This is a genomic window from Streptococcus sp. NLAE-zl-C503, assembly GCF_900104285.1.
Lineage (GTDB): Bacteria > Bacillota > Bacilli > Lactobacillales > Streptococcaceae > Streptococcus.
Genome location: NZ_FNJT01000001.1, coordinates 314518 through 331513, shown reverse-complemented (window position 1 = coordinate 331513; position 16996 = coordinate 314518). Strand labels below are relative to the sequence as shown.

General features: G+C 41.5%; 15 protein-coding genes. 2 read left to right on the top strand and 13 right to left on the bottom strand.

Annotated elements, in window-relative coordinates; genetic code table 11:
- The 8 genes from ccdA2 to BLS46_RS01555 form a co-directional block, all read right to left on the bottom strand.
- Complete coding sequence (gene ccdA2, locus BLS46_RS01590; protein WP_093585094.1) at positions 1-708, bottom strand: thiol-disulfide oxidoreductase-associated membrane protein CcdA2; 708 nt, start codon at positions 706-708, stop codon at positions 1-3.
- Positions 709-834: 126 nt separating this feature from the next.
- A complete protein-coding gene (locus tag BLS46_RS01585) occupies positions 835-1695 on the bottom strand; it encodes a methionyl aminopeptidase (RefSeq protein WP_093585092.1) in 861 nt (286 codons plus the stop codon).
- 15 nt (positions 1696-1710) lie between these two features.
- A complete protein-coding gene (gene spxR / locus BLS46_RS01580; protein ID WP_000033803.1) occupies positions 1711-2988 on the bottom strand; it encodes a CBS-HotDog domain-containing transcription factor SpxR in 1278 nt (425 codons plus the stop codon).
- Complete coding sequence (locus BLS46_RS01575) at positions 2981-3532, bottom strand: GNAT family N-acetyltransferase (protein ID WP_093585089.1); 552 nt, start codon at positions 3530-3532, stop codon at positions 2981-2983. Before BLS46_RS01575 ends, spxR begins: the two co-directional genes overlap by 8 nt.
- Positions 3533-3547: 15 nt before the next feature.
- The gene (locus tag BLS46_RS01570; protein ID WP_093585086.1) at positions 3548-4807 is read right to left on the bottom strand and encodes a UDP-N-acetylglucosamine 1-carboxyvinyltransferase; all 1260 of its coding nucleotides are present in this window, start codon (positions 4805-4807) and stop codon (positions 3548-3550) included.
- Between the two features lie 174 nt (positions 4808-4981).
- Complete coding sequence (gene pyk / locus BLS46_RS01565; RefSeq protein WP_093585083.1) at positions 4982-6487, bottom strand: pyruvate kinase; 1506 nt, start codon at positions 6485-6487, stop codon at positions 4982-4984.
- 64 nt (positions 6488-6551) lie between these two features.
- The gene (pfkA, locus tag BLS46_RS01560) at positions 6552-7559 is read right to left on the bottom strand and encodes a 6-phosphofructokinase (RefSeq protein ID WP_000820880.1); all 1008 of its coding nucleotides are present in this window, start codon (positions 7557-7559) and stop codon (positions 6552-6554) included.
- A gap of 80 nt (positions 7560-7639) precedes the next feature.
- Complete coding sequence (locus BLS46_RS01555; RefSeq protein WP_093585080.1) at positions 7640-10741, bottom strand: DNA polymerase III subunit alpha; 3102 nt, start codon at positions 10739-10741, stop codon at positions 7640-7642.
- Between the two features lie 166 nt (positions 10742-10907).
- On the opposite strand from BLS46_RS01555, the gene BLS46_RS01550 reads away from it, so the two are divergent.
- Together BLS46_RS01550 and BLS46_RS01545 are read left to right on the top strand one after the other, a co-directional pair.
- Positions 10908-13181, top strand: a complete 2274-nt coding sequence (locus BLS46_RS01550) for a Xaa-Pro dipeptidyl-peptidase (RefSeq protein WP_093585076.1) — start codon at positions 10908-10910, stop codon at positions 13179-13181.
- Between the two features lie 16 nt (positions 13182-13197).
- On the top strand, positions 13198-13668 hold the full coding sequence (locus tag BLS46_RS01545; RefSeq protein WP_001043007.1) for an arginine repressor: 471 nt from the start codon (positions 13198-13200) through the stop codon (positions 13666-13668).
- Positions 13669-13723: 55 nt separating this feature from the next.
- On the opposite strand, the gene BLS46_RS01540 is transcribed toward BLS46_RS01545, so the two are convergent.
- The 5 genes from BLS46_RS01540 to BLS46_RS01520 form a co-directional block, all read right to left on the bottom strand.
- A complete protein-coding gene (locus tag BLS46_RS01540) occupies positions 13724-13897 on the bottom strand; it encodes a hypothetical protein (protein ID WP_000502573.1) in 174 nt (57 codons plus the stop codon).
- Positions 13898-13906: 9 nt separating this feature from the next.
- Positions 13907-15217: a GTPase ObgE gene (gene obgE, locus BLS46_RS01535; RefSeq protein WP_093585073.1), complete on the bottom strand. Its 1311-nt coding sequence runs from the start codon at positions 15215-15217 to the stop codon at positions 13907-13909.
- A gap of 70 nt (positions 15218-15287) precedes the next feature.
- On the bottom strand, positions 15288-15422 hold the full coding sequence (locus BLS46_RS01530) for a DUF4044 domain-containing protein (protein WP_000863854.1): 135 nt from the start codon (positions 15420-15422) through the stop codon (positions 15288-15290).
- Positions 15423-15465: 43 nt separating this feature from the next.
- Positions 15466-15657, bottom strand: a complete 192-nt coding sequence (locus BLS46_RS01525) for a PspC domain-containing protein (RefSeq protein WP_001074503.1) — start codon at positions 15655-15657, stop codon at positions 15466-15468.
- 22 nt (positions 15658-15679) lie between these two features.
- Positions 15680-16996 (bottom strand): glycosyltransferase family 4 protein, encoded by a 1317-nt coding sequence (locus BLS46_RS01520; protein WP_093585070.1) that lies wholly within the window; start codon positions 16994-16996, stop codon positions 15680-15682.

Below are 16996 nucleotides of genomic sequence, written 5' to 3'. Positions count from 1 at the left end.
TTATCCAAGAATTCCTGACAAGGCATTTAACTGCCCTAGCATTAATAATAATCCCATCAAAATAATCAAAGCTCCCCCGATTTTCTTTAGTAGAATCATATGGGGTTTTAGTTTGCTAAAATAGGGCATTATCCAGCCCGAAGCCAAGGCTAAAACAAGAAAAGGAAGAGCCATTCCCAATGTGTACACTAAGGTTAGTATAGCTCCTTGCCAAGCACCATTCCCTCCGGAAGCTGCAAGAGCCAAGACCGAACTTAAAACTGGTCCGATACAAGGGGTCCAGCCAAAGCTAAAGGTTATCCCAAGTAAAAAGGCTGACAGATAGTGATTTGACTTTGATTGTTTGAAGGTGACTGTCTTTTGAACTTCCAGCTTATTAAAATGCAAGATTTCCATCTGGTGAAGGCCCAAAAGGATAATGACTGCTCCCATTACATAACGAAACCAGTCAGCATAGAGCATGTGCCCTAAGAATCCAGCTCCAAATCCCAAAATAAAGAAAATAAGGGAGATTCCAGCAATAAAGCACAAGGTCCGAATTAAGCCCGACCATGCAACGTCTCTTCCGAAAAAGCGAAAGCTTTTCGAATTTCCCTGATCATCCAGTAAAATACCAGCATAGACTGGTAGCAAAGGGAAGATGCAGGGTGAAAAGAAGGACAGGATGCCGGCTAAAAAAACTGATACTAAAAATATAATAGACTCCAACGAATTACCTACTTTCACAAAATTCTAATCTTATTTTACTACAAAAGAAAAAATTTGTGACAACTTTGCTACGCTTGTCTATTTTATCTAAACTTGAAACAAAAAAGGAGCTAAGCTCCTTGCATTTTAATACGTTCCTTCTTCACCTTGACTAGTCAAGATAACTGGACCGTCTTTAGTAATCACAAACTGGTGTTCATATTGGCAAGACAGACCACCATCAATAGTCTTATGAGCCCAACCAGTCTTTATATCTGTATCAATTTCCCAATCTCCAGTATTGATCATGGGTTCAATGGTCAGCACCATTCCTTCACGAAGACGAAGACCACGACCTGCAACACCGTAGTTAGGAACCATTGGCTCCTCGTGCATAGTTGGACCAACTCCGTGACCAACCAAATCACGCACTACACCATAACCGCGACTTTCGGCGTATTCTTGAATAGCTGCACCGATATCTCCGATACGATTGCCAACGACTGCTTGCTCAATCCCTTTGTACATAGCTTCCTTGGTCACATCCATCAAGTTTTTCACTTCTTCAGAGGGGGTACCAACAGCATAAGCCCAGCACGAGTCTGCTAAACCACCAGTATAACTTTGCGTGTATTTTTTCATTTGCTCGACATTATTAAAGTTGAGTTTTGACACATTGAGGTCTGATTTTGCAATCGGGCCACCCAGAACCATATCAACCTTGAGCAAGTCGCCATCCTTCAAGATGTAATGACGTGGAAAAGCGTGAGCTACTTCGTCGTTGAGAGAGCAACAAGTTGCATAGGGGTAATCCATGACTGCCCCATCCACGCCAATCTGTAGAGGAAGGAAATTCTCCTCTTTACAACGTCGACGAACGTACTCTTCTACTTCCCACATATCCACGCCAGGCTTAATCAAATCACGTAAGCCGATATGGATACTAGCGAGGAAATCACCAGCCTTGTCCATGGCTTCGATTTCACGTGCTGATTTTAAAGTTATCATTTTTTCTCCTAGATTCTAATTGATTTTAACTGTAACATTTGCTTTTGAAACAATCTGATGACCATGATAAATATCGTAATCAATAATAGCTGAACGTCTTGTATGATGAATAATACGAGCCTGAATTCTCAGAGTATCATCTATCTGCACAGCCTGCAAGAAGTAAATTAGCATCTGCTCAATGATGAGATTGCGTCTGCTATTTGCCACCAAATCCTGTGTCATATGAGTTAAAATTTCAGCAAGAACACCATTTGCCAAAACTCCGTTCTTTTCAAGCATAAAGGGCTCAACTGTAATCACAACTTCGTCGTGATGATAAGACAACTTCTGACCAATTTGCTCTGAAAAAGTCGGCAAGGCTGAAACCTGAGAACGACTCATCTTATCCATGACATCTCGTCTCGTTACAACTCCGAGCAAAGTTTGATTGCTTCTCACTACCGGAACCATCTCAAAGTCTTCTGCTATCATCCGTTGACTGACATTGGCAATATTAGTCGCTAATCCTGTCACGAAAATGCTGCGCGTCATCACCTTATCAATCGTCGTGCTAGGGGATTTGTCCCCTGCATCACGCATGGTAACCACTCCCACAACCACTTGATGCTGATTGATGACTGGGAAACGACTACTTCGATTCTTGCGTACCAAGTCTAGATAATCTTTCACTGTGTCCGTTTCTCTTAAGAAACCATACTCATGACTGGGACGATAGAGCTTTTCAACTGTTAAAATATCTGTCTTAATCTGCACATTTGACAAAGCTCTATTGATCATGGTCGCAACTGTAAAAGTATCATGCTTGCTTCTCAGGACAGGAATACCCTTTTTATTGGCAAGAGCTAGTACATCCTCGTGCACATGAAAGCCACCCGTTACAAGGACCGCGTTTTCATTTTCCAGAGCTAAAAGTTGAATACGAGTACGGTCACCTACGATCAAAAGACCACCATCATTCAGATAGGACAAGATATTCTGCTCAGTCATAGCCCCAATGGAGAATTTGCTAAATTCTCTATCCAGCCCTTCTTGACCAGCCAAAACTTCAGATGAGGTTACTTCTGCAATCTCTGCATAGGTCAGTTTTTCAATAGCCACTTTCTGAGATTTGACACGAATGGTTCCACTACGAGGTCGAGTTTCTACAATTCCACGGTTTTCAGCTTCTTTAATGGCACGATAAGCCGTCCCATCACTGACACCCAAGTGATTGGAAATGCTACGAACACTGACACGTTTTCCTATTGGTAACTCTTCCAGATAACTTAAGATTTCTTGGTGTTTACTCACTGAACTCTCCTTTTATGTATCGAAATTCAAGGTAGTCCCTCATTTTTCGTGTATAGCGATCGCTCCCCTTAAACTGTCGGAAGAGACTAAAGCCCGATTTTAAGGCTACTTTTTGGCTAGCCTCATTTTCCAAATGGGTGATAATTGACAGCTGTCTGAGACCAAATTCTTCAAATGAAAGCTGACAAAGTTTGGTAACTACTTCTGTCATAAAACCTTGTGACCAAGAATCCTTTCTTAAGAAATAACCAATTTCAGCTTCTTTTTTGATTTCGTCTATTTTTTCAAACTTGATGGAACCAATCATTTCCTGATTGTCTTGGCTACAAATTGCCCAGACACCCAGAGGAGCCTTCATAAAATAGTTAGCAAGTGCGTACTGACTTTCTTCCAAACTTGCTTGACTGGGAAAAATAAACTGCAAATTCTCAGGGTTTGAAGCAATCTCGAAAAACGCTTGACTGTCACTAAAAAAGAAAGGACGCAAATACAAGCGCTCCGTTTCAAAAAAAGAAAACATTGCTAATTTGGTCCAAATATTCATAATCACCTCAACGGTTTAGTCTTCAACAAGTGTAATATCCGCTCCAAGACTACGCAATTTTTCAATAATATCTGAGTAACCACGAAGGATAAACTCAATATTTGTAATTTCAGTCTGGCCTTGAGCCATCAAACCAGCGATGACAAGTGCAGCACCAGCACGAAGATCTGTAGCTTTCACCTTGGCACCATGTAGAACACGCCCACCAGTGTAGAAAATATGGTCATTTGTAGTCGTAATATCCGCATCCATTTTTGCTAACTCAAAAACATGGTTGACACGTTTTTCATAAATGGTATCAATAATAGTTCCACGACCTTGAGCAGTTAGTAAAAGTGGCGTGATAGGCTGTTGCAAATCGGTTGCAAACCCTGGATAGGGAGCTGTTTTGATATTGATGGCCTTCAAATCAGACTGTTCTTCAACGAAGATACTATCCTCAGAGACTGTCATGCGAACGCCCATTTCTTCTAGTTTGGCGATAAAGCCTTCTAAATGCTCATAGAGAACATTGTTAATACGAATTCCTTTACCAACCGCTGCAGCAAGTGAAATATAGGTTCCAGCTTCGATACGGTCTGGAATGACTTGATGACGCGTCCCATGAAGTTGCTCGACACCATCAATGATGATAATATCAGTCCCTGCACCACGAATGTGAGCCCCCATGTTATTCAAAAGGGTAGCCACATCGATGATTTCTGGTTCACGGGCCGCATTTTCAATGACAGTACGTCCCTTAGCTTTTACTGCAGCAATCATGGTGTTAATCGTCGCACCAACGCTGACAGTATCCATATAGATACTTGCGCCGTGAAGTCCCTTACCCTGAGCAGACAAATTCATATTGTCTCCCTCATAGCTCACCTTAGCTCCCATGGCTTCAAAAGCTTTTAAGTGAAGGTCAATCGGACGAGGTCCCAAATCACATCCACCAGGAAGTCCAACTGTTGCTTCACCAAAGCGACCTAACAGACTTCCATAGAAATAATAAGAAGCACGAAGGCTATTAATCTTACCATAAGGCATAGGAATGTTTTGAACACCTCTCGGATCAATCTCCAAAACATCATCATAGCGTTTTACTTTCGCTCCCATGATTTCCATAATCTCTACAAGACTAGCAACGTCTGAAATATCTGGGACACAATCCAAAGTGACAACATCATCTGCCAGTATAATAGCAGGGATTAATGCTACAACACTATTCTTAGCACCGCTAATGGTGATCTCACCTTGCAATGGATGTCCACCATTGATGACAATTTTTCTCATGTTATACTCTTTCAAAATTTACTAAAAAGGTCTTTACATTCTATTATACCATAGTTCTCTTATTTTTCCCATTTCTGTTTAATAAAAATCTCTCTCTTTTTATCTTCTAAAATAGAAAAAAGACCCATCATACAAGCACAAAAGCTTGGTATGATAGGCTTTTAAAAGTTTAGATTAACGTACTGTACGGATACGCATCGTGTTTGTACGGACAGCTTCTCCAAGCGGTACACCTGCAACGATAACGATATCGTCACCAGATTGTACAAGACCTGCTTCAACTGCTTTACGTTCAGCGATTTCGAACATATCGTCAGTTGATGATGGAGCATCTGTCAACATTGGGATAACACCCCAGTTCAACATCAATCCACGTTCTGTCAATTCGTCAAATGTCAATGCCAAGATATCAGCATTTGGACGGTATTTAGAGATCAAACGTGCAGTGTGACCAGTCTTAGTAAGAGTTACAACCAATTTGATGTCCATTGAGTTTGTTGCATCTTTAACTGCTGAAGCCATAACTTCTGTCTTAGAGTTACGTTCGAAAGTATCTGAGTTCAAACGTCCGTATTCGTTAAGAAGAGTTTGTGCGTTCTTGTCAATTGTAGCCATTGTTGTTACTGACTCAAGTGGGTATTTACCGTTTGCAGACTCACCTGAAAGCATAGTCGCGTCAGTACCGTCGATAACAGCGTTGAATACGTCTGATACTTCTGAACGAGTGGCACGTGGTTTTTCAGTCATAGTTTCAAGCATGTTTGTTGCTGTGATAACAACTTTACCAGCTGCGTTAACTTTAGTGATAATCATTTTTTGGTAAACTGGAACCATTTCGAATGGTACTTCGATACCCATGTCACCACGAGCAATCATGATACCGTCAGCAGCTTCGATGATTTCATCCAAGTTGTCGATACCTTGTTGGTTTTCGATTTTAGCGAACAATTGAACATGCCCGTTTCCAGTTTCTTCACAGATTGCACGAACTTCATTCACGTCTTTTGCAGTACGTACGAATGAGATCGCGATGAAGTTAATACCTTGCTCAAGACCGAAACGGATATCATCGTTATCACGTTCAGCAAGTGCTGGGAAAGGAATTTTAGTGTTAGGGATGTTTACACCTTTTTGTTTAGCGATAATTCCGTCGTTTTCAACTTCAACTTCAAATTCACGAGTTGCATCGTCTTTAGCAACAACGCGAAGACCAAGTTTACCATCGTCAACCAATACTTGACGACCAACTTCAACATCGTCGTAGATGTCAAGAGCACCCGCAACGTTCAAAGCAATCACTTCACGAGTTGATTTGATTCCTTGTTTAGTTGCAACACGGATTTTTTCACCAGTTTTGTATGAGTACTCTTTAGCTTCACCTTCGAACAATTCAGTACGGATTTCTGGTCCTTTTGTATCAAGAAGGAAACCAACTTTTTTACCTGCAAGTTTTTCAGCAAGTTTAACAGTTGCCATACGCTCACCTTGTTCTTGATGGTCACCGTGTGAGAAGTTGAAGCGGAAAGTGTTAGCTCCTGCTTCAATCAATTTCGCAATATTTTGAGCTGAAGCTTCAACGTCAAGTTTTTCACCCCAGTATCCGTCATCACCGAATTTCTTTCCACCACGGATTTCTACCGCAGGACCCAAAGTTGCAACGATTTTTACACGTTTATTCATGATTTGTGACTCCTTTATATAATTTGACCTTTTATGGTCATTTTACCAGATTAGTTAAAGTTGATTATGACAAGCTCTTGTTCAAGCTAGCAAGTCCAAGGTCAGCTTTGTGAGGGTTGTTAACAACGATTTTGCCATCAGCAGTTAGGCTGAACAAGGCTCCTTCTTCTGCTGTTCCAAGAATTGGGTTTTCAACCATTTTTTCGTTACGGATACCAACAGCGACACCACCGATTCCTTGTTTGAGAAGTTTAACAGCGTGTGCTCCCATACGTGACGCTAATACACGGTCACGAGCGGTTGGTGAACCACCACGTTGGATATGTCCAAGCTCAGTCACACGAAGGTCACTAGTATCTCCTGCTTCCTTGAGTTTCTTACCGAATTCATCGGCAGACATAACCCCCTCAGCCAAAACGATAATGTTGTGTTTTTTACCGCATTCATAACCAGCTTTGATACTAGCTACGATATCTTCCATCTTGAAGCCTTCTTCAGGGATAATGATTTCATCAGCACCAGTTGCAATACCTGCCCAAAGTGCGATATCACCAGCGTTACGTCCCATTACTTCTACAACGAAAGTACGACGGTGACTTGATGATGTATCACGAATCTTATCAATCGCATCCATTGCAGTAGTAACTGCAGTATCAAATCCAATTGTGAAATCAGTACCTACGATGTCATTATCAATTGTGCCAGGCAGACCGATAGCTGGGAATCCATGCTCAGTCAAGCGCATAGCTCCGTGATAAGAACCGTCACCACCGATAACTACGACACCTTCGATCCCGTGTTTTTTCAACTGCTCAATCCCTTTAAGTTGACCTTCGAGTTGTGCAAACTCAGGGTAACGAGCAGAGTGAAGGAAAGTACCACCACGTGAAATGATGTCTCCTACTGAAGCAGCATCAAGTGGATAGATTTCACCGGCAACCATCCCTGCGTATCCATCATAGATACCAAAGACTTCCATTCCTTCTGAGATTGCTTGACGAACTACTGCACGGATGGCAGCGTTCATACCAGGGGCGTCTCCACCGCTAGTCAAAACAGCAATACGTTTCATTTGGTTTTGCTCCTTTTTCTTTTAACATTCTTATTGATTATACCACATTTCATTTGAAAATTCTTCTATTTTCCGTATTTTTATCGATAAATCGTTTTCATAACAATTCCCTCTAATTTTTCCTGTAGAGCAAAATCTTGTCTAACAAAATGTTGTGTAGAAACAACCGTTTTTCCTTCCTCTTCATACCTGATAATGACAGGAATTGGGCCTTTGTATTGTTCTAGGATATTTGAAATCTCTTTATCGTTGTCGTGATTTTTAACTTGAATCCAGAATCGTTCATCGACTGCTTCTTTCAAATCTTGTGCAATCATTTGCAGACGACCATCTCGAGATTGAACCTTGCCATTGATATAGTAGAATTTTCCTTCGGATAAAATGGAAGCGAATTTTCGATATTGGTCAGAAAATACGGTTACATCCAGCCTAGACTTACTGTCATGAACCTGTAGAAAGGCCATACTCTCGCCTTTCTTAGTTCGAATGACTTTTATTTTTTGCACTTCAACTAGAAGAGTTGCTTGACTCCCCTCAGTGAGATTAACGATGGACGTTGTTGGATATAAAGCTTGTTTGGCAAGAGTTTGTAGAGGATGGGCACTGATTCCAACTCCAATCAGTTCCTGCTCCTTATAAAATTTTTCTGCCTCTGTAAAATCATCAGCCTCAGTCCAACTATAGTTTGCATCCGCAAAGAGTCCTCCTAACTCCTCAACAAAAACAAACAAATTGGGCAGATTCACTAGGATTTTCTGGCGATTCTTGTCAAATTCATCAAAAAGCCCCAGTTCAACTAAAGGCGTCAAAAGTGAGAGTTTCTTGTAATTCTTAGGAAGACGTGTGACGAAATCTTCAACACTTGAAAAAGGACGGTTTTCAATGATCCAGTAAGACAAATCTCTCGGTAGTCCCTTAATGGCTTTTAGACCAAGATAGATTTTCTTCTGTGCAATCTTATCATGATAGGGAATAGTGTTGATTGCTAACGGAACTACTTCAAAGCCCATCTGCAATGCATCTACAATGTAATCACTGCTAGAATAATTCAACATGACTTGAAAGAAAATAGCAGGATAGTGCGTCTTGAAATAGGCAAGCTGGAAAGCCAGCGCTGAGTAGGCATAAGCGTGGGATCTGTTAAATCCATAGCCTGCAAACTTTTCCATCACTGCAAAAACTTGGTTGGCTTTTTCTTCTGAATGCCCAAGTTTCATAGCTCCTGTAATAAAATCTTCCTTCATCAAATGCATCTCTTTAGCATTTTTCTTACCCATGGCTCGTCTGAGAATGTCGGCTTTCCCAAGACTGAATCCTCCAAAGCGCTGAGCTACCTGCATGACTTGCTCTTGATAGAGCATAATACCGTAGGTTGAAGAAAGGATGTCTTCCAAGGCAGGATCCAGCACCGTCACCTTTTCTTTGCCGTGCTTTCGAGCGACAAAGTTATCAATATAATCACTAGCACCTGGTCTGTTGAGGGATGTCGTTGCCACCACTTCTTCGAAAACTTGCGGCTTGACTCGTTTCAAGAGTCGAATGGCTCCTGGTTGTTCAAATTGGAAAATACCTTTAGTATTTCCAGCTGCAAAGAGGGCCAGAGTTGCCTTGTCTTCCAAGTCAATCTCTTCGATTTTCAGATGAACACCTTCTGACTCAGCCAATAATTCCTGCATTTTTTGGACAAAAGTTAGGTTACGCAGACCTAGGAAATCCATTTTTAAAAGGCCATTAGCTTCAACACCATGAGCATCATACTGGGTGATCAGCATATCCTCACCGTATTTGAGCGGGATATAGTCTGTCAGGTCCTGGTCACTCATAACGACCCCAGCTGCATGGATAGAGGTCTGACGAGGATACCCTTCAATCTTTCGAGCAATCTCAAAAGCTTTTTGATATTCCATTTTGCTATTTATGACCTGCCTAAACTGTAAATTCTTTTCATAGGCTGTCGTTAGCGTATCTCGGAAACTGATTTTTTTCGTAATATTTGTTAATTCGTACTCTGGAACGCCATAGCGTTTGAAAACATCACGAATTGCCTGTTTTGCTCCAAAGGTCGAATAAGTGACAATCTGTGCCACGTGTTGACTACCATACCGATCACGAACATAGCGAATGAATTCTGGCCTATAAAGGTCTGGGATGTCGATATCGATATCAGGCATAGTGTAGCGCTCACGATTTAAAAAGCGCTCGAAAATCAGGTTCTTTTCAACCGGATCAATTCCTGTGATGTCAAGTGAGTAGGCCACCAAGCTACCCACAGCAGAACCACGCCCCATACCCATATAGTAGCCTTGGGAACGTCCAAAACGGAGCAAATCCCAAACTACAAGGAAATAGTCGTCAAAGCCCATATCATGAATCACAGTTAATTCTTCATTCAATCGCTCATGATAGGTAGCTGAGGTTAGCCCCTTGTCACTCAAACCTTGCTCAGCTCTCTCTCTAAGTTCTTCTACTGCAGGTCTTTCAGGATTAAAGCGAGGAAGTTTTAAACTTGGATCGATTTGATAGCTTACATTCTCTATCAGACCTTGGAGATTGGCAAGCGCCTGAGGGAAGCGATTCATAAAACGTGCTTCCAAGTCTGAGGCAGGTAGAAAGATTCCTTGTTGTGAATGCACATTCACTTCTCTTAGGCTGACATTATCCTTGATTGCCGATAAGATTTGTAAAACTTGAATATCTTCTTTTTCAAAAGAATTGACTTGATAGAGTGGAAGAATGGGCCTAGTAAAGACTTCTTGAGGAGTATCTGGACTAACACCGATATAATAGTCATAGCCTAAATCTAAGTGTTCGATCCCCTCAAAATAGGGAACAATAATGGCAACATCTTCGAGGTGGGAGGTGAAGTCAGACCAATTTTTTCGTCCAGTCATTTTTAAAGTGGATAACTTCATCAACTCTTGGTAACCTTTAGTAGATAGAGCTAGAAAACGGAAAGAAATCTCCTTCTCGTCTATAATCAAGGTCATTTCTAGACCAATTAAAGGTTGAATGCCATGCTTACGAGTTGCTTCTAGAAAATAATAGGCTCCATAGAGATTATCCACATCCATGATAGCAAGGTGAGAATAGCCGTATTCTTTAGCCATTTGTACGTATTTTTCAATTGAAACCACACTTTCCATAAAACTATAAACAGTCTTGGTGTCGAGCTGTGCAATCATTCCATCTCCTCCTTGCTTTAGATATAATACTATTATACCATTTTAAAAACTAGAATGAAAAGGTAGAAGACCATTCCTTTTAAAGTGACTTCATCACAGGTCAACAATATCTTTTTTACCTTATTTTTGATATACTAAATTTAGAATATTTCCAAAGGAGAGCGCCATGCGTTTTAATCAATTCAGCTATCTTCACGTTTCTCATTCGCAAGTTTTACGCGAGTTATCCCAGCTTGGTTTGAGGTTGGCACCAGAACAAGCATCAAAAAAACAACTTGAACAATTTGTCCGCTGGAGTTTTTTCACTTATAAAAATACCGACTATCCTTTGTCTGTCTTAGCTGCAGACAAGGAGACTGATCTCCTTACCTTCTTTCAGTCAGATTGTGACCTGACTCCTGAGATTTTTTATACTGTGGCTTTTCAACTTTTAGGATTTAGCTATCTTGTTGACTTTGAGGACGCCGAACAATTCCGTAAAGAAACTGGATTTCCTATTGTTTATGGAGATCTCATTGAAAATCTTTATCAATTGCTAAATACGCGAACCAAAAAGGGAAATACACTCATTGACCAGCTTGTTAGTGATGGGCTTATTGCAGAAGATAATCACTACCACTACTTTAACGGCAAGAGCTTAGCAACCTTCTCTACTCATGATGTCATTCGTGAAGTCGTGTATGTCGAGAGCAGTGTGGATACTGATAAAGACGGACTCCCTGACTTAGTCAAGGTCAGCATTATTCGTCCACGCCACGATGGACAAGTCCCTGCTCTTATGACTGCCAGCCCTTATCACCAAGGCACCAACGACACAGCCAGCGACAAGGCTCTCTACAAAATGGAAGGAGAGCTTGAGGTCAAGCTACCCCACACCATTGAGCTCGAGGAGCCTAAGCTGAATTTTGTCGAGCCTCATGGTCAAGCAGAAACCGTCTCTGAAACTGAAGAAAAGCTAGCTCACATCAATAGTTCTTATACTCTCAACGATTACTTCCTCCCAAGAGGATTTGCCAATCTCTATGTATCGGGTGTTGGAACCAAGGATTCCCAAGGTCTCATGACCAATGGGGACTACCAGCAGATTGAAGCATATAAAAATGTCATTGACTGGCTTAATGGTCGTTGTCGTGCCTTTACTGACCACACGCGCAAACGTCAAATCAAGGCTGACTGGTCAAACGGAAAAGTTGCAACAACAGGTATTTCCTATCTAGGAACCATGTCTAATGGTCTTGCGACAACTGGTGTTGATGGCTTAGAAGTGATCATCGCTGAAGCAGGTATTTCCTCTTGGTATAACTACTATCGGGAAAATGGTCTTGTGACCAGCCCTGGTGGTTATCCAGGTGAGGATTTTGACTCACTTGCTGAATTGACCTACTCCCGCAATCTCTTAGCTGGTGACTATATCCGTGGTAATGAAGCTCATCAGGCAGACTTAGAGAAGGTAAAAGAACATTTAGATCGCAAGACTGGTGACTACAATCAGTTTTGGCATGACCGCAACTATCTGCTCAATGCTCACAAGGTTCAGGCTGAGGTCGTCTTTACGCATGGTTCTCAGGATTGGAATGTCAAACCTCTTCATGTTTACCAGATGTTTCATGCTCTTCCAACTAATATCAATAAGCACCTATTTTTCCATCATGGGGCTCATGTTTATATGAATAACTGGCAGTCGATTGACTTCCGAGAGTCCATGAATGCCTTGTTAAGTAAGAAATTGTTAGGACTTACAACAGACTATCAACTTCCTACTGTTATCTGGCAAGACAATACTGTACCTCAAACATGGCAGTGCCTTGATGACTTTGGCAAAGAAGATGAACTGCATACCTTCTCTCTTGGTAATGAGGAAAAAGTGATTCAAAACCACTATGAACAAGAAGATTTTGAGCGTTATGGCAAGACTTACCAGACCTTCAACACAGAACTTTACCAAGGAAAAGCCAATCAAATCACCATTGACCTTCCAGTAACTCAAGATATTCACTTAAATGGTAGAGTGGAGCTGAAACTTCGTGTCAAATCAAGTACAAACAAGGGCTTATTGTCTGCTCAACTGCTAGAACTTGGACAAAAGAAATATCTACAGCCTTATCCAGCTGTTTTAAGTGCTAGAACCATTGACAACGGTCGCTACCACATGTTAGAAAATCTCTGCGAACTGCCATTTACTCCAAGCGCCCAACGTGTCATCACCAAAGGCTACCTTAATTTACAAAATAGAAATGACTTACTAACTGTTGAGAGCATAGAAGCTGAAAAATGGATGGAAATCCAATTTGCCCTACAACCTACGATTTACAAGCTGAAAAAAGGTGACACACTTCGCCTTGTTCTCTATACTACCGACTTTGAAATTACTGTCCGTGATAATACAGACTATCACTTAACAGTCGATCTCACACAATCCTCCATCACCATCCCCTCATAAAAGGAGTCAGCCTCATATGAATAAATCTGAACATAGACACCAACTCATCCGTGCACTTGTAGCTAAAAATAAGATTCATACACAGGCAGAGTTGCAAGCTTTACTAGCTGAAAACGACATCCAAGTCACACAGGCTACTCTCTCACGCGATATCAAGACTATGAATCTTTCAAAGGTTCGCGAAGCAGAACATTCTTACTATGTTTTAAATACTGGTTCCATCTCCAAATGGGAAAAACGCTTGGAAAACTATATGGAAGATGGCTTAGTCATGCTACGTCCTGTCCAGCATCAGGTTGTCCTCAAAACCTTGCCAGGCCTTGCCCAATCGTTTGGAGCTGTTCTCGATGCTCTCAATTTTAAACAAATCATTGCCACAGTATGTGGTGATGACGTCTGCCTTCTTATCTGTGAAAATGCTGAAGAAGCACAGACTTGCTTTGAAATTCTTAAAAAATTTGCGCCACCATTTTTCTTCAATGACTAAAAAATTCCCCGTGATGAATACAATCACGGGGTTCTGTTTTATCAATGTCGATAGGCTATTTTTCTTCTTTATCAGCCTTCTCATTGCCTTTTTTTTCTCGTGCTAATCTAAGAGCACGTTTGGGATTGAGACGATTAAACAATTCTTCTAGTTTCTTTTCATTCCATACATCTGCCGCAGAAACAAAATTTCCATCTGCATCTCGGAATGATATTGGTTTATCTCCCATATCAATCTCCTAGTCTACAAATTCAAACTCAAATTTACCGATTCGTACCAAGTCTCCATCCTTGGCTCCACGCGCACGAAGGGCTTCGTCAACCCCCATACCACGTAACTGACGAGCAAACTTCATGACAGACTCATCACGATCAAAGTTGGTCATGTTAAAGAGTTTCATGAGTTTTTCACCAGAAAGTACCCATGTAGCATCATCATCGCGGCTAATTTCAAAGGCTTTTTCTTCCTCATCAAAGCCATAGTAAGCTTCTTCTTCCATATCAGACTCATCATAGAGCAAGAACTCTGGAGTCTTATCTAACAATTCAGCTGTCGCATCCAAAAGAGTAGCCAACCCTTGCTTGGTTAAACCAGAAATAGGGAAGATGGCTGGTAGTTCTTCAAACTCGTCGTAGTTTGCTGCTAATTTTTTCTTGAAGGCTTCAAGATTTTCCTGACTTTCAGGCATGTCCATCTTGTTGGCTACGATGATCTGAGGACGCTCCATAAGACGAAGGTTGTATGACTCCAATTCCTTATTGATAGCAAGATAATCTTCGTAGGGATCGCGACCTTCGCTCGCCGACATATCGACGATATGAAGGATGACTCGAGTGCGTTCAATATGACGAAGGAACTGAGTCCCCAAGCCGACACCCTGGCTAGCTCCCTCAATCAAACCTGGCAGGTCCGCTACGGCAAACGATTCACCTGACTGGGTACGAACCATCCCAAGATTTGGGACAATTGTCGTAAAGTGGTAGGCACCAATCTTTGGTTTGGCTGAAGTAATGACACTAAGCAGAGTTGACTTTCCAACAGATGGGAAACCGACCAGACCGACATCCGCCAAGATTTTTAATTCTAGTTGCAACTCACGTTCTTGACCTGGCTCCCCATTCTCAGAAATCTCAGGTGCAGGATTTTTTGGTGTTGCAAAACGGATATTCCCTCGACCACCTCGACCACCATGGGCCACGATAAATTCTTGACCATGTGCAATCAAGTCTGTAATGACTTTACCTGTTTCTGCATCACGTACAGTCGTTCCTTGTGGTACGCGAACACGAAGATCTTCTGCACCACGTCCATGCATTCCTTTAGTCATTCCTTTTTCACCAGATTCGGCCTTGAAATGACGGTTATAGCGGAAATCCATCAAGGTACGCAAGCCTTCATCCACAACGAAAACAACGTTACCACCACGTCCGCCATCACCACCCCAAGGACCGCCATTCGGGACATACTTTTCACGGCGAAAGGCGACCATGCCATCGCCACCATTACCAGCCTTGACCTTGATCTTAGCTGTATCTAAAAACATACTCATATTTTCTTCTCACTTTAAAAAGGACTGGAAAATCCAGTCATTAGTTATTGTTTCTATCTTAGCAACTTGCTTAGAATCTGCTAAAAGCTCCAAGTGCTGTCGCAAAGATACCAGCAAGGGTTACAAACAACATAATTAGCACGACAAAAAGCGTTACTTTTTCAAACATTGTTTTTTTACGTTTTCCATTATCTCCAAAAGCCATCTGGACTCCTTTTTATTTCTCTTTGTTCTATTCTGATTCTCTTTTAATATTCGCTAGAAACAGGTGCAATTACCCATAAAATCAAGTAAGCAAGTACCCCTGCCCCATAACAAAAGGCAAGAACGCCCCAAATCACACGGACAATGGTAGGGTCAATATCAAAATAGTGGGCTACACCTGCGCAAACGCCTCCAATTTTTTGATCTCTACCACTTCTCATAAATTTTTTTGCCATATTTTATTCTCCTATATTTTTACTAATCTCTCCAGTAATCCCGGATGCTAGACAATTGCTTTTTAGAAGCCTTTAATATTCGTTTGGACTCTTTAACTGGAGCTGAAACAGCCTGCTGAGGTAGGTACAAAATAGTTTTTAAGAATCGCTGTGTCATGGGTTCGTCGCCACGTAGTTCCTGCTCAAATTTATTTGAAATCATCGCATCGAGATAAAACTCATGAACTCGTTTCCCAAAATTCTCAGCCGAAATCTCATACAACTTGTCAGCCAACTTCTGCTCATCCATATCTGGAGTGGCGATCAAGGCCTCCAAGATTGCACCAGCAAGATCATGCTCTCCATAGTAGAGGGTTCCAAACATTTTGTCACTTATCAGATTATCCAGATAAGGATTGCCATGAGCAATGACAGGCGTTCCACTGGCTAAACTCTCTAGATAAGTTAATCCTTGGGTTTCACTAGTAGAGGCAGAGATGAAGAAATCTGCAGCCTTATAGTATAAAGCTGTCTCACTTGGAGAAATCATACCTGTAAAAATCACATGTTTTTGCAGGTTTAATTTCACTGCTTGCTCTTTCAGACTGTCCAGATAGGGACCGTCACCAGCAACAACCAGCTTCACCTTGTCTTCTTCTTTCAAAACCTGTGCAAAGGCGGCTATGACTGCTTGGATATTTTTCTCATAGGAAATACGAGAAAGACTCAGTAACATTTTCTCGCCTTCCTGAATACCTAACTTCGAACGGAGTTCTTGTAAGTTTTCCTCTTTGATCTCAGGTCGTTCAAACTTAGCCAACTCAATTCCAGTTGGGATAACACGCTTTTCAACCTTGACCTTGTACTTAGATAGAAGGTCCCGAACAATCTCACTAGGACAAATCACTCCATCCACATCGTGAAGGAAGCCTCGTACCAGATATTTTACCATACTTGGCCGAATCAGCATACCCTTAGCAATGTAATGCACATAGTCTTCATACTGGGTATGGTAGGTATGGATAACAGGAATTTTCAATTCTCTCGCAATCCAAATCCCTAGCAAACCAAGTGAAAATTCTGTCTGGGTATGAATGATATCAAGTTGATACTGTTTGGCAATTTCAAGCGCCTTTGTAAAACCACGATAGGCAAATCGTCGATCTTTAAATGCAAAGAAAGGGACACTCGGAATGCGAATAATTTGCCAATCCTCGTATCGGTTCACGTCTTTATCGGTAGTTGTAAAGATAAAAACTGCATGCCCTTGCTTTTCAAGTTCTGTCTTCAAGGTTCGAATACTGGTCGCAACCCCAGAAACTTGAGGGAAATAGGTGTCAGTAAATAAACCAATTCGCAT

Coding starts and splice junctions, on each gene's coding strand:
- BLS46_RS01585 (WP_093585092.1), bottom strand. CDS start 1,695: ATGATAACTTTAAAATCAGCACGTGAAATCGAAGCCATGGACAAGGCT.
- BLS46_RS01575 (WP_093585089.1), bottom strand. CDS start 3,532: ATGAATATTTGGACCAAATTAGCAATGTTTTCTTTTTTTGAAACGGAG.
- BLS46_RS01570 (WP_093585086.1), bottom strand. CDS start 4,807: ATGAGAAAAATTGTCATCAATGGTGGACATCCATTGCAAGGTGAGATC.
- pyk (WP_093585083.1), bottom strand. CDS start 6,487: ATGAATAAACGTGTAAAAATCGTTGCAACTTTGGGTCCTGCGGTAGAA.
- pfkA (WP_000820880.1), bottom strand. CDS start 7,559: ATGAAACGTATTGCTGTTTTGACTAGCGGTGGAGACGCCCCTGGTATG.
- BLS46_RS01555 (WP_093585080.1), bottom strand. CDS start 10,741: ATGATTGCACAGCTCGACACCAAGACTGTTTATAGTTTTATGGAAAGT.
- BLS46_RS01550 (WP_093585076.1), top strand. CDS start 10,908: ATGCGTTTTAATCAATTCAGCTATCTTCACGTTTCTCATTCGCAAGTT.
- BLS46_RS01545 (WP_001043007.1), top strand. CDS start 13,198: ATGAATAAATCTGAACATAGACACCAACTCATCCGTGCACTTGTAGCT.
- BLS46_RS01540 (WP_000502573.1), bottom strand. CDS start 13,897: ATGGGAGATAAACCAATATCATTCCGAGATGCAGATGGAAATTTTGTT.
- obgE (WP_093585073.1), bottom strand. CDS start 15,217: ATGAGTATGTTTTTAGATACAGCTAAGATCAAGGTCAAGGCTGGTAAT.
- BLS46_RS01530 (WP_000863854.1), bottom strand. CDS start 15,422: ATGGCTTTTGGAGATAATGGAAAACGTAAAAAAACAATGTTTGAAAAA.
- BLS46_RS01525 (WP_001074503.1), bottom strand. CDS start 15,657: ATGGCAAAAAAATTTATGAGAAGTGGTAGAGATCAAAAAATTGGAGGC.
- BLS46_RS01520 (WP_093585070.1), bottom strand. CDS start 16,996: ATGCGAATTGGTTTATTTACTGACACCTATTTCCCTCAAGTTTCTGGG.